Origin of the sequence: Pantoea sp. JKS000250 (genome assembly GCF_003201065.1) — a bacterium.
In the GTDB taxonomy this organism is placed as follows: domain Bacteria; phylum Pseudomonadota; class Gammaproteobacteria; order Enterobacterales; family Enterobacteriaceae; genus Pantoea; species Pantoea vagans.
On sequence record NZ_QICZ01000001.1, the window covers coordinates 3,224,068 to 3,237,706 of the forward strand.

Here is a 13,639-nt window from a genome sequence, read left to right on the forward strand (position 1 = left end):
CTTTAGTGAGGCATCATGTTGTAGTTGAGGTTCCACATGATCCACAGTGAGCCTACTACGACAATCAGGATGATGATGGCCGAGAAAACAATGGCTACCATGTTCCAGCCACCCTCAGATTTGCTGTCTAAGTGCAGGAAGTACACCAGGTGAACCAGCACCTGAATGACCGCACACACCAGAACAATACCGAGGATAGTACCGTGAGATGCACTGCCATCCATCACCATCCAGAACGGGATTGCCGTCAGGATGATAGAGAGGATGAAGCCGATCATGTAGGACTTCACGCTACCGTGTGAAGCGCCATGTTCGTTAACAGAATGACTCATTACATGGCTCCCATCAGGTAAACAACGGTGAAGACGCAAATCCAGACCACGTCCAGGAAGTGCCAGAACAGGCTCAGACACATGATACGGGTGCGGTTAGTCGCGTTCAGGCCACGTTTAGACACCTGGAACATCAGAACCAGCATCCAGATCAGACCGGAGGTCACGTGCAGACCGTGGGTACCGACCAGCGTAAAGAAGCCAGACAGGAAGCCACTGCGATCCGGACCAAAGCCTTCAGCAATCAGGTGATGGAATTCATAGATTTCCATCCCGATGAAGCCCAGACCGAACAGGAAGGTCAGCGCCAGCCAGCCGATAACGGCACCTTTTTGCTCCTTGTTCATGGAGATAACAGCCATGCCGTAAGTGATCGAACTCAACAGCAGCAGGGCGGTTTCTACCAGAACAAACGGCAGCTCAAAGATATCTTTACCTGCCGGGCCACCGGCAGTGTTGTTGACCATGACGGCATAGGTCGCAAACAGGGTTGCGAAGATAATGCAGTCACTCATCAGGTAGATCCAGAAGCCAAAGACTTTATTGGCTCCTGCATCGTGATGCCCATGCTCCGCATGGGCGTCGTGGTGATGTTTAATCAGAGTTTCAGTTGACATTATTTCAGACCTGCTTTGCTGATTTCGTCAAAGTGCTGGTTCTCAATCTTCTGAACTTCGGCAACCGGAACGTAGTAATCCACGTCTTCGTCGAAGCTCTTCACGATCCAGGTAACGATCATGCCGAGGAATGAAAGACCCGCCATCCACCAGATATGCCAGATCAGCGCGAAGCCCATCACAGTAGCGAATGCGCAGATGACGATTGCCGCACCACTGTTTTTCGGCATATGAATTTCTTCATACGATGCCGGCTGTTTGTACGCTTCGCCTTTCTCTTTCATTTCCCAGAACGCATCACGCTCATGGACATGTGGGATCACAGCAAAGTTATAGAACGGTGGTGGTGAAGAGGTTGCCCATTCCAGCGTACGACCGCCCCACGGGTCACCTGTCACATCACGGTTCTGATCGCGGTCACGTACGGAGACGTAGAACATGGTCAGCTGACACAGGATACCCAGTGCAATCAGACCCGCACCGACCGCAGCAACCACCAGAAGAGGGTGGAACTGTGGATCGATATCCTGGCTCAGACGACGGGTCATACCCATGAAGCCCAGTGCGTACAGCGGCATAAAGGCAACGAAGAAGCCAATGATCCAGAACCAGAATGCGCGCTTACCCCAGGTTTCGTTCAGGGTGAAGCCGAATGCTTTCGGGAACCAGTAGGTCACGCCCGCCATACAACCGAAGACCACACCACCGATGATTACGTTGTGGAAGTGTGCAATCAGGAACAGGCTGTTGTGCAGAATAAAGTCAGCGCCCGGAACGGCCAGCAGTACGCCGGTCATACCCCCTACAGAGAAGGTTACCAGGAAGCCAACGGTCCACAGCATGGCAGAGTGCATCTGAATGCGGCCCTGATACATGGTGAACAGCCAGTTAAAGATTTTAACCCCGGTCGGAATCGCGATGATCATCGTCATGATACCGAAGAAGGCGTTAACGTTGGCACCCGCACCCATGGTGAAGAAGTGGTGCAACCAGACGATGAACGACAGCACGGTAATGGCGATAGTCGCCCATACCAGCGAGGTATAACCAAACAGACGTTTTTTGGAGAAGGTCGCGGTAATTTCTGCGAACACACCAAATACCGGCAGTACCAGGATATACACTTCCGGATGGCCCCAGACCCAAATCAGGTTGACGTACATCATCATGTTCCCGCCCATTTCATTGGTGAAGAAATGGAAGCCGAGATAACGATCAAGGGTCAACAGCGCCAGGGTCACGGTCAGAACCGGGAACGCAGCGATGATCAGGACGTTGGTGCACAGCGCGGTCCAGGTAAAGACCGGCATTTTGAACAGGCTCATGCCCGGTGCGCGCATCTTCAGGATGGTCACGAAGAAGTTAATACCGGTTAAGGTCGTACCAATACCTGAGAGCTGAAGGCTCCAGATCCAGTAATCGACCCCGACGCCGGGACTGTACTCCGCGCCGGAGAGCGGCGGATAAGCCAGCCAGCCGGTCTGTGCGAACTCGCCCACACCCAGAGACAGGTTAACCAGGATCACACCGACCGCGGTAAACCAGAAGCTCAGGTTGTTCAGGAACGGGAACGCAACGTCACGTGCACCAATCTGCAACGGAACGGCGATGTTCATCAGGCCAACCACGAAAGGCATCGCCACGAAGAAGATCATAATCACGCCGTGCGCGGTAAAGATCTGGTCGTAGTGGTGCGGTGGCAGAATGCCCGCTTCACCGGCCGAAGCCATCACCTGCTGGGTACGCATCATAATGGCATCTGCGAAGCCACGAATCAGCATGACGAACGCCATGATGATATACATGATACCCAAGCGTTTGTGGTCAACTGACGTCAGCCATTCAGACCACAGATATTTCCACTTACCAAAATAGGTGAGCGCAGCGACCAGCGCAGCACCACCTATCAGGATAGCGGCAACCGTAACCATGATAATCGGCTCATGATACGGCACTGCATCAAGTGTTAATTTTCCTAACATCGTATTATTCCTCGGCTCCCGCGGAAGCGGCGTGACTCATGTCCATACCTTCATGCTGTGGCATGTCCATTTTCCCGTGGCTCATCCTGAACTTGTCCATAACCTGCATGAACAGTTTCGGATCAGCTGAAGAGAAATATTCCACCGGATGATTTTCGCTTGGCACAGCCACTTTCTCGAAATCTTCCATGGTGGTCAGCGTGTTAGGGGCTGCTTTGACTTTAGCCACCCACTGCTGGAATTCCGCATCGTCTTTGGTTGCAATGGCTTTAAACTTCATGCCAGAGAAACCGCGACCACTGAAGTTCGCAGAGATACCGTCGAAAGTGCCTGGTTCATTCGCAATCAGATGCAGTTTGGTCTGCATACCCGCCATCGCATAAATCTGGCTGCCGAGTGTTGGAATGAAGAAAGAGTTCATGACGGAGTTAGAGGTGATTTTAAAGTTCACCGGAGTATTTGCCGGGAAGGCAATCTGGTTCACGGTCGCAATACCCTGTTCCGGGTAAATGAACAACCATTTCCAGTCCAGTGCAACCACATCGATCTCAACCGGTTTCACATCAGATTGCAGCGGTTTGCTGGGCTCCAGTGCGTGGGTTGATTTCCAGGTCAGTACGCTGAGGAAGAGAATGATCAGGATCGGAATGGTCCAGACCACGGCTTCAACCTTGTTAGAGTGTGACCAGTTAGGGCTGTACTTCGCATTCGTGTTGGACGCCCGATACTTCCAGGCAAACACCACGGCCATCAGGACTGCAGGAATCACGACGATCAACATCAGGCCAAAGGCAGTCAGTATCAGCGAACGTTGCTCCAGTGCAATCTGTCCTTTGGGATTTAACAATGCACTATCGCAGCCACTCATTAATAAAGTGCCTGCAATTAATGACAAAATCCCCAAACTTTTATTGTATTTACTGAGTCTCATTTAACGACCTCAATGACAAAGGGCTCTATTGTCGTTTAAGTGTGCGCGCATTTTACGGGAAGGTTTATGCAGTGTAAACCAGCTTAAGGATGTGTCAGATACGTGTTGACACCTTTTGCTAAGGGTGTCACAGATGTTGCACCAGGTGACAAATAATTAACGCAGACAAGCAGTTGGCATCAATATAACAAAAACCGATGGAAGTAACCGTAAAAAAATCAGGGAAAGGAATAACCCTTACTTTTAACTCCCAAATATTTAACAAGTCTGCATCATTTGCGCGATGAAATTTAACTAAAGTAATTGCTAACCGGTTTTTAGTATTTCCGCTACGCCTCCTCAGGATCTATTCTTATTTTTTAAAAATAACACGCGATGATAAATGACGGCGACTTATCCGGACGTCACAAAATAAGCCGCAGCCCGTTAACCTATCGATTTCACTTAAGCATCTGACGCGGGCAACACCGGCGTTCTCTTCAGCGCCCTGTAATCCAGCAACACCCCGGCAAGCACCGCCAGCAGAGAGAGGCTCATGCCCAGCTCAAACAGGCGGGTCAATAGCGGTGCCAGCGCAGTCAGCCCCAGTTCATTCAGTGCCAACGCGAGCAGCCAGAGAGCCAGCACGCCGCAACCGGCTGCAAACAGACGATTAGTCCAGCGATAGCCATGAGGATAGTAGCTTCGTGTGAGGAAATTGCCACTCTGCTCGACCTGATTAAGCGTCTGGCGGCAAAAAGCCAGCAGCACCAGGCCCGGCACACCCGCGATCACCGTGAAAGCATAAAAAGTTGGCCAGCCCCAGAGTTCTACCAGCCACCCCGCTGCGGGGCCGACATAGACCCGGCCCACTGCGGAGAGCGCCGATAACAGGGCAAACTGGGTAGCTGAGAACGATTTATTGCACAGCGTCATTAACAACGCGACAAAGGCCGCGGTGCCCATGCCGCCGCAGAGGTTTTCGACAAAGACTGCGCTGGCCATGCTCCACAACTGTTTGTCGGTCACCGCCAGCAGCCAGTAACCAAAGTTTGAAACCGCCTGCAGCACGCCGAAAATCAGCAGCGCCCGGAACAGACTCAGGCGCTGCATCAGTACGCCGCCATAAAGCGCACCGATGATGGTCGCCAGCAGGCCCAGCGTCTTGTTAACCAGGCCGACGTCACCGGCATTGAACCCGACGCCGCGGATCAGAAAAGTGGTGGTCAGCGAGGCGGCAAAGGCATCGCCCAGCTTGTAGAGAATAATCAGCGTAATGAGTAGCCAGGCGTTGTTGCGCTGAAAGAAATCTTTCAGCGGGTCGACAACTGCCTCTCGCAGTGAATGCGGGGTGGAAGTGCGCGTGTCCGGCTCGCTCGCCATCAGCGTGGCAATAATGCCTGGCACCATCATCAGTGCCATCAGCCAGTAGGTCGCCTGCCAGCCCAGATAGCGGTCAGCCAGCCACAGCGCCAGCCCGCCTGAAACCAGCATCGCCAGTCGATAACCCAGCACGGTAATCGCCGCGCCGCTGCCGCGCTCTTCAGGTGGCAGAATATCGGTTTTCCAGGCGTCAAAAACGATGTCCTGTGAGGCGGAGCAGAAGGCGATCAGTACTGCCAGCGCCGCCATCAGGGTCAGATCGCGGCCTGGCTGCAGAAATCCCATCGCGACAATCCCGCCCACCAGCGCCAGCTGACTCAGCAGTAACCAGCCGCGACGCCGGCCAAGAAACGGCGGCGTATAGCGGTCCATCATCGGCGACCAGAGAAATTTAAAGACATAGGCCTGGCCGACCAGTGAAAAGAAGCCGATGGTTTTCAGATCGACATTTTCCACCGTCATCCATGCCTGCAACGTACCCGAAGTCAGTGCCAGTGGCAGTCCGGAAGCAAAACCAAGGATCAACAGTACAGCGGCGTTTTTCTGGCTGAAGAGGCGAAGATAGTGGTTCATGCGGATCCTGCAGATAACAAAAAGCCCTGCACGAGGCAGGGCAGAGGTGAGACGGTATTAACGGGTGTTCTGCTTGATGAAGTCGTTAACGCTGGTGTCCTGTGCCATATCCGCGATTACATCGCTCATGGTGGCGTTGACCGCGTTAGTGATCTTCTGGTTATTAGCGTTGAACGCGCCTTCTACGCTGTAAGTCTGGCGGTAGTTTTTAACCTGCTTGTTGCCGTTTTTGGCGGTCGCGATGATAGAGATGTCCGCTTTGGTGGTGATGCTGTAGCGCACATTGCCCTGCGTCACGTCAGCGTAGAGATTGTTAACCACAATCTGCAGATCGACCGCGCCATCAGGACCAATCATATAACCACGTGCGGTCATCTGCTTCTCCAGCACTTCCTGCAGCAGGAAACGGAGATCGCGCGATGGCGTCAGGGTCACTAACTGACCATCACGGTTAACTTTTGCCAGCGCCTGATCTTTACGCTGGTCGGCACCATTGATGCTCACAGTCACGCCCATCAGGCCCGGATCCTGCTGCGGCAGCTGAATTTTAGGCTGGATAGTGAGGGTATTATTGCTGGTTGCACAGCCGGCTAAAATGAACGCAGCCAACAGTGGGAATAACAGTTTTTTCAACATACTTTTTCTCGTGGGTGTCAGGGGGGTTGGTTTGCAAAAACTGCGGCCATCATAGCATTGCCCGGCAGTGAAAAAAGCCCTGTTACGGGTGAAATTGTCTCTGAAACCGTTTTAAGCCTCTTCTCTGACAGGCTGGTTTGCTGATGGTTTCGACTGCGTTATGATGCCTGCCGGAAGCGGGCTGACATAAAATGCAATATTTAGCGTCCGCCGGCGGGTAAGCGCACTAAAAGCGACTAAGATTGAATAAGATGGGGCACCGCGCTCGCCATTGAGGAGTAATAGCCATGATCCGTGAACAAATAGAAGAAAAGCTGCGTGTGGCGTTTCAGCCAGCTCATCTGGAAGTTCATGACGAAAGTTACCGGCACAACGTGCCTGCCGGATCGGAAAGTCACTTCAAAGTGGTTATTGTCAGCGACTGCTTTGCAGGCCAGCGCTTCCTGGCGCGTCATCGTCTGATTTATAGTGAACTGGCGGCTGAATTAGCGGGCAGTGTCCATGCCTTAGCCCTGCATACTTACACCCTGAAAGAGTGGGAAGGGTTGCAGGATACCGTTCTGGCTTCACCTAACTGTCGTGGTGCCGGAAGTCTCGCCTGATCTCCCTTCTCTGAAACGGCCTGCTGGCCGTTTTTTCTGTGATTTAGCGAAAAACGCGATCCCTGGCTCAAAAAAGCAGCAAACCTGCTGAAAAGTGGTGAGTTAGCGTCCTCGACTCATTCCAGCGATGCCGCTATAATGCTGCGTCTATTTTTCCGGAATGTCTTCGGGACGCTTCTGGTAACAGGGATCAGGTTCTCTTCACGGAAGCCGTCCCGGTTGTTGGATACGGCGCATTTCACGATGTGTGGTGTCTGAAGTTGACCGAGCACGTGATTTTTTGAGGTAACAAGATGCAAGTTTCTGTAGAGACCACTCAGGGCCTGGGCCGTCGCATTACGATTACTGTTGCAGCTGACAGCATCGAAAGCGCAGTAAAAAAAGAACTGGTTGACGTTGCCAGGAAAGTTCGCATCGATGGTTTCCGTAAAGGCAAAGTGCCGATGAACATCGTAGCGCAGCGTTACGGCGCTTCTGTCCGTCAGGACGTGCTGGGCGAGCTGATGACGCGCAACTTTGTTGACGCCATCATCAAAGAAAAAATTAATCCGGCTGGCGCACCAAACTACGTGCCAGGCGAATACAAAGAAGGTCAGGATTTTACCTACGCGGTTGAATTCGAAGTTTATCCGGAAGTTGAGCTGAAAGGCCTGGAAAACATCGAAGTTGAAAAACCTGTCGTTGAAGTGACTGATGCTGACGTTGATACCATGCTGGATACCCTGCGTAAGCAGCAGGCCAACTGGATCGAAAGCGACGCAGCTGCAGGCCCGGAAGATCGTGCAACTATCGATTTCAACGGTTCTGTTGACGGCGAAGAGTTCGAAGGCGGCAAAGCCACTGATTTCGTTCTGGCCATGGGCCAGGGCCGCATGATCCCAGGCTTTGAAGAAGGCGTTGTGGGCCACAAAGCGGGCGAAACGTTCACTATCGACGTGAAATTCCCGGACGACTATCACGCAGAAACCCTGAAAGGGAAAGATGCGAAGTTCGAGATCGTGCTGAAGAAAGTTGAAACGCGTGAGCTGCCAGAGCTGACTGAAGAGTTCATCAAACGTTTCGGCGTTGAAGATGGTTCAGTTGCCGGTCTGCGTACTGAAGTGCGTAAGAACATGGATCGCGAGCTGAAAGGCGCTATCCGTAACCGCATCAAAACTCAGGCGATCGACGGCCTGGTTGAAGCGAACGAAATCGACGTGCCAGCTGCGCTGGTTGACAGCGAAATCGACGTTCTGCGTCGTCAGGCTGCACAGCGTTTCGGTGGCAACGAACAGCAGGCGCTGGAACTGCCACGCGAACTGTTTGAAGAGCAGGCTAAACGCCGTGTTGTTGTCGGTCTGCTGCTGGGCGAAGTGATTCGTACCCACGAGCTGAAAGCTGACGAAGCGCGCGTTAACACCATGATCGAAGAGATGGCTTCTGCGTATGAAGATCCGAAAGAAGTTATCGAGTTCTACAGCAAGAATAACGAGCTGATGAACAACATGCGCAACGTCGCGCTGGAAGAGCAAGCGGTTGAAGCGGTCCTGGCGAAAGCTAAAGTGACCGAGAAAGAGACCAACTTCCAGGAACTGATGAATCAGACCGCTCAGGCCTGATCACGCAGTTAACCGTCTGTGCTAAGCCCGTGACTGAAAAGTCGCGGGCTTTTTTGTGTTTTGCGTACAGAACGCGACTCTTCGCCGCTATTTGCTTAATTAATCGGCAAGTTATTCACGCATCGCTTTTTCCGGGTTAGCGAACAGGGAAAAGATTGTTATGCTTGAAACATGCGTGCAGCATCCCCAAATAGTGGGAGTATGCAGAATGAAGAGTGAGGCTGGCTGATTAACCGTCCTGAAGGTGTCGGAAAAGGTGCGACGTGGAGTTTCCCGCGCGTCTTACGTAGAATCGGTACAGAATGTTGCCAATGAAATTTATCCAGGAGACGGTAATGTCATACAGTGGCGATCGTGAATATACTGCACCGCACAATGCGCTGGTGCCAATGGTGGTTGAACAAACTTCGCGTGGTGAGCGTTCTTACGACATCTACTCCCGTCTGCTGAAAGAGCGCGTTATCTTTCTGACTGGCCAGGTTGAAGACCACATGGCGAATCTGATCGTGGCGCAGATGCTGTTTCTGGAAGCTGAGAACCCGGAAAAAGATATCTATCTTTACATCAACTCGCCAGGCGGTGTGATCACGGCCGGTATGTCGATTTACGACACCATGAAATTTATCAAACCGGATGTCAGCACCATCTGTATGGGACAGGCCTGTTCAATGGGTGCGTTCCTGCTGACAGCGGGCACTAAAGGCAAGCGTTTCTGTCTGCCAAACTCGCGCGTGATGATCCACCAGCCGCTGGGCGGCTATCAGGGCCAGGCGTCAGACATTGAAATCCATGCACGTGAAATCCTTAAAGTTAAACAGCGTATGAATGAGCTGATGGCTGAGCACACCGGTAAAACGCTGGAAGAGATTGAGCGTGATACCGAGCGTGACCGTTTCCTCTCTGCAAATGAAGCGGTAGAGTATGGATTAGTCGATTCAATTCTGACGCATCGCCAATAAGACCCCGACTTACCGTTGTCCCTGGTCTATAGTTAACAGGACAACGGTACTATTATGGGTTGAATGAATTTCGGCCGTCCCTGTACGGCCTGAGCCGTACGCGGGTATGGCCTGAGAACAAGAAGAGGTTAACTGATGACAGATAAGCGCAAAGACGGTTCAGGAAAGTTGCTGTACTGCTCTTTTTGCGGCAAAAGCCAGCATGAAGTGCGTAAGCTGATTGCCGGGCCGTCAGTGTATATCTGCGATGAGTGTGTTGACCTGTGCAACGACATCATTCGCGAAGAGATTAAAGAAGTTGCCCCGCATCGTGAACGCAGTGCGTTGCCAACCCCACATGAAATTCGCCATCACCTCGATGATTATGTTATCGGTCAGGAAAGAGCGAAGAAAGTGCTGGCGGTTGCGGTTTATAACCACTACAAGCGTCTGCGTAACGGCGATACCAGCAATGGCATCGAACTGGGCAAAAGTAACATTCTGCTGATCGGCCCGACCGGTAGTGGTAAAACGCTGCTGGCAGAAACGCTGGCGCGCCTGCTGGATGTGCCATTCACTATGGCTGACGCCACCACGCTGACTGAAGCCGGTTACGTGGGTGAAGACGTTGAAAACATCATCCAGAAACTGCTGCAGAAATGTGACTACGACGTACAGAAAGCACAGCGCGGCATCGTTTATATCGATGAAATCGACAAAATCTCACGTAAGTCAGATAACCCGTCGATTACTCGTGACGTGTCAGGCGAAGGTGTACAGCAGGCTCTGCTTAAACTGATTGAAGGCACCGTGGCTGCTGTTCCGCCGCAGGGTGGACGTAAGCATCCGCAGCAGGAATTTTTGCAGGTTGATACCTCAAAAATTCTGTTTATCTGCGGCGGCGCATTTGCCGGCCTGGACAAAGTGATCTCCCAGCGTGTGGAAACCGGATCCGGTATTGGCTTCGGCGCTACCGTAAAAGGGAAGTCGCAGAAAGCCAGCGAAGGCGAACTGCTTTCACAGTGTGAACCTGAAGATTTGATCAAGTTTGGTCTGATCCCTGAGTTTATCGGTCGTCTGCCTGTGGTCGCGACCCTGAGTGAACTGAGCGAAGAAGCGCTGATTCAGATTCTGCGTGAGCCGAAAAACGCCCTGACAAAACAGTACCAGGCGCTGTTTAACCTGGAAGGCGTTGAGCTGGAGTTCCGTGACGAGGCATTAACCGCCATTGCGAAGAAAGCGATGTCACGTAAAACCGGTGCGCGTGGTCTGCGTTCCATTGTTGAAGGCGCGCTGCTGGAAACCATGTATGACCTGCCTTCCATGGATGACGTGGAAAAAGTAGTGATTGATGAATCAGTTATTGAAGGTCAGTCTGAGCCCATGCTGATCTACGGCAAGCATGAAGCGCAGGCATCTGGCGAATAATTAAACAGATCGTCCATGTTGTTCTATTAAAAAAGGGGAAAATGTTTCCCCTTTTGCTTTTCTCGCCTCTGTGACGTTGAATGTCGGACAATCATCCCCATATACTCAGATACCTGTGGGTTTAACTGCATACCTGCCTGATGCGGTTCCCATCACCTGGCGGACATTAAACAAAGAGAGAGCTCTATGAATCCTGAGCGTTCTGAACGCATTGAAATCCCCGTGTTGCCGCTGCGCGACGTGGTGGTTTATCCGCACATGGTAATTCCGTTGTTTGTTGGCCGGGAAAAATCAATTCGGTGCCTTGAAGCCGCAATGGATCATGATAAAAAAATCATGCTGGTCGCACAGAAAGAGGCTTCAACGGATGAACCTGGCATTAACGATCTCTTTTCAGTAGGGACCGTTGCCTCAGTATTGCAAATGCTGAAACTGCCGGATGGCACGGTCAAAGTCCTGGTGGAAGGTTTACAGCGCGCCCATATTACGACGCTGGCCGACAACGGTGACCATTTTGTGGCTCAAGCTGAATATCTGGTTTCGCCAGAGATTGAAGAGCGCGAGCAGGAAGTGCTGGTGCGTACGGCGATCAATCAGTTTGAAGGCTACATCAAACTTAATAAAAAGATCCCACCCGAGGTTTTAACCTCACTGAATAATATTGACGATGCGGCCCGCCTTGCCGACACCGTTGCAGCACATATGCCACTGAAACTGGCAGACAAACAGTCTGTGCTGGAGATGTCCGACGTCAATGAGCGTCTGGAATATCTGATGGCGATGATGGAATCTGAGATCGATCTGCTGCAGGTTGAGAAGCGTATTCGCAACCGTGTTAAGAAGCAGATGGAGAAGAGCCAGCGCGAGTACTATCTGAATGAGCAGATGAAGGCAATTCAGAAAGAGCTGGGCGAGATGGACGATGCGCCTGACGAGTATGAAGCGTTAAAACGCAAAATCGACGCGGCAAAAATGCCGGAAGAAGCGCGTGAAAAAGCAGAAGCTGAGCTGCAGAAGCTGAAAATGATGTCCCCGATGTCCGCTGAAGCGACCGTGGTTCGCGGCTACATCGACTGGATGGTGCAGGTTCCGTGGAACGCGCGCAGCAAAGTGAAGAAAGATCTGCGTAAAGCGCAGGAGACCCTGGATACTGACCATTACGGCCTGGAGCGCGTGAAGGATCGTATTCTTGAGTATCTTGCGGTTCAGAGTCGCGTCAGCAAGATTAAAGGGCCGATTCTGTGCCTGGTCGGACCGCCAGGGGTAGGTAAAACCTCTCTGGGACAGTCGATTGCCAAAGCGACCGGACGTAAATATGTCCGTATGGCGCTGGGTGGCGTGCGTGATGAAGCGGAAATCCGTGGTCATCGTCGTACCTACATCGGCTCCATGCCGGGTAAACTCATCCAGAAAATGGCGAAAGTCGGGGTTAAAAACCCGCTGTTCCTGCTGGATGAGATCGACAAAATGTCTTCGGACATGCGCGGCGACCCGGCTTCAGCGCTGCTGGAAGTGCTTGATCCAGAGCAGAACATTGCGTTCAACGACCACTATCTGGAAGTCGACTACGACCTCTCTGATGTGATGTTCGTGGCAACATCGAACTCAATGAATATCCCGGCACCGCTGCTGGACCGTATGGAAGTGATTCGTCTGTCGGGTTACACCGAAGATGAGAAACTGAATATCGCTAAGCAGCATCTGCTGACCAAGCAGATTGAACGCAACGCCCTGAAAGCCAGTGAAATTACGGTTGAAGATAGCGCGATTGTCGGCATTATCCGTTACTACACCCGTGAAGCCGGCGTGCGTAGCCTTGAGCGTGAGCTGTCGAAATTGTGCCGTAAAGCGGTGAAATCACTGCTGATGGACAAGACGAAAAAGCACATCACCATCAATGGTGAAAACCTCAAGGACTTCCTGGGCGTACAGCGCTTCGACTATGGTCGTGCTGACAGTGAAAACCGGGTGGGTCAGGTCACCGGCCTGGCGTGGACGGAAGTGGGCGGCGATCTGCTGACTATTGAAACTGCATGCGTACCGGGTAAAGGCAAGCTGACTTACACCGGTTCTCTGGGCGAAGTGATGCAGGAGTCGATTCAGGCTGCGCTGACCGTGGTGCGTGCCCGTGCCGAGAAGCTGGGCATTAATGGTGACTTCTACGAAAAACGTGATATTCACGTTCACGTGCCAGAAGGCGCCACACCGAAAGATGGTCCAAGTGCGGGTATCGCAATGTGTACCGCGCTGGTCTCCTGTCTGACCGGTAACCCGGTGCGTGCGGATGTCGCTATGACCGGTGAGATTACCCTGCGTGGTCAGGTTCTGCCGATTGGCGGTCTGAAAGAGAAACTGCTGGCAGCACACCGTGGTGGCATTAAAACCGTGCTGATCCCGGACGACAACAAGCGTGATCTGGAAGAGATTCCACAGAACGTGATTGCCGATCTGGAGATTCATCCGGTGAAACGCATTGAAGAGGTGCTGAATCTGGCACTGGAAAATGCGCCTTATGGCATGCAGGTCGCAACAGCAAAATAGTGATTAACGGCATAAACCGTTAAAAAGCGGAGCTGGCAAGGCAATTGGCGCTTGCCAGCTTTTTTTTGTGCCGCTAATTTAGGTGGCTGTCGGGGCGAC

The 13,639-nt window shown here is 52.2% G+C and carries 11 protein-coding genes; 5 read left to right on the top strand and 6 right to left on the bottom strand.

Annotation, left to right across the window (positions count from 1 at the left end):
- Nucleotides 1–2: 2 nt before the first annotated feature.
- The 6 genes from BY447_RS15180 to BY447_RS15205 form a co-directional block, all read right to left on the bottom strand.
- A complete protein-coding gene (locus tag BY447_RS15180) occupies nt 3–332 on the bottom strand; it encodes a cytochrome o ubiquinol oxidase subunit IV (RefSeq protein ID WP_110331455.1) in 330 nt (109 codons plus the stop codon).
- Entirely contained in the window at nt 332–949 is a 618-nt protein-coding gene (locus tag BY447_RS15185; protein WP_013356987.1) for a cytochrome o ubiquinol oxidase subunit III, read from the bottom strand. Before BY447_RS15185 ends, BY447_RS15180 begins: the two co-directional genes overlap by 1 nt.
- Nucleotides 949–2,931: a cytochrome o ubiquinol oxidase subunit I gene (gene cyoB, locus BY447_RS15190; protein ID WP_013356988.1), complete on the bottom strand. Its 1,983-nt coding sequence runs from the start codon at nt 2,929–2,931 to the stop codon at nt 949–951. Before cyoB ends, BY447_RS15185 begins: the two co-directional genes overlap by 1 nt.
- Nucleotides 2,932–2,935: 4 nt before the next feature.
- Nucleotides 2,936–3,862, bottom strand: a complete 927-nt coding sequence (gene cyoA, locus BY447_RS15195) for a cytochrome o ubiquinol oxidase subunit II (RefSeq protein WP_033731758.1) — start codon at nt 3,860–3,862, stop codon at nt 2,936–2,938.
- Nucleotides 3,863–4,306: 444 nt separating this feature from the next.
- Nucleotides 4,307–5,797: a muropeptide MFS transporter AmpG gene (ampG, locus tag BY447_RS15200; RefSeq protein WP_110331456.1), complete on the bottom strand. Its 1,491-nt coding sequence runs from the start codon at nt 5,795–5,797 to the stop codon at nt 4,307–4,309.
- Nucleotides 5,798–5,854: 57 nt separating this feature from the next.
- Nucleotides 5,855–6,433 carry a lipoprotein gene (locus BY447_RS15205; RefSeq protein ID WP_110331457.1) on the bottom strand — a complete coding sequence of 193 codons (579 nt, stop codon included), beginning with the start codon at nt 6,431–6,433 and terminating at the stop codon, nt 5,855–5,857.
- Nucleotides 6,434–6,720: 287 nt separating this feature from the next.
- Here BY447_RS15205 and bolA point away from each other — a divergent pair, with 287 nt between their 5' ends.
- The 5 genes from bolA (at nt 6,721) to lon (ending at nt 13,540) form a co-directional block, all read left to right on the top strand.
- On the top strand, nt 6,721–7,035 hold the full coding sequence (gene bolA / locus BY447_RS15210) for a transcriptional regulator BolA (RefSeq protein WP_033731761.1): 315 nt from the start codon (nt 6,721–6,723) through the stop codon (nt 7,033–7,035).
- 293 nt (nt 7,036–7,328) lie between these two features.
- Nucleotides 7,329–8,633: a trigger factor gene (tig, locus tag BY447_RS15215; RefSeq protein WP_110331458.1), complete on the top strand. Its 1,305-nt coding sequence runs from the start codon at nt 7,329–7,331 to the stop codon at nt 8,631–8,633.
- A 335-nt stretch (nt 8,634–8,968) separates the two neighbouring features.
- A complete protein-coding gene (clpP, locus tag BY447_RS15220; RefSeq protein WP_010255410.1) occupies nt 8,969–9,592 on the top strand; it encodes an ATP-dependent Clp endopeptidase proteolytic subunit ClpP in 624 nt (207 codons plus the stop codon).
- Between the two features lie 135 nt (nt 9,593–9,727).
- On the top strand, nt 9,728–10,999 hold the full coding sequence (gene clpX / locus BY447_RS15225; protein ID WP_003850494.1) for an ATP-dependent protease ATP-binding subunit ClpX: 1,272 nt from the start codon (nt 9,728–9,730) through the stop codon (nt 10,997–10,999).
- Nucleotides 11,000–11,185: 186 nt separating this feature from the next.
- A complete protein-coding gene (gene lon, locus BY447_RS15230; protein WP_003850493.1) occupies nt 11,186–13,540 on the top strand; it encodes an endopeptidase La in 2,355 nt (784 codons plus the stop codon).
- The last annotated feature ends 99 nt before the right edge of the window (nt 13,541–13,639 follow it).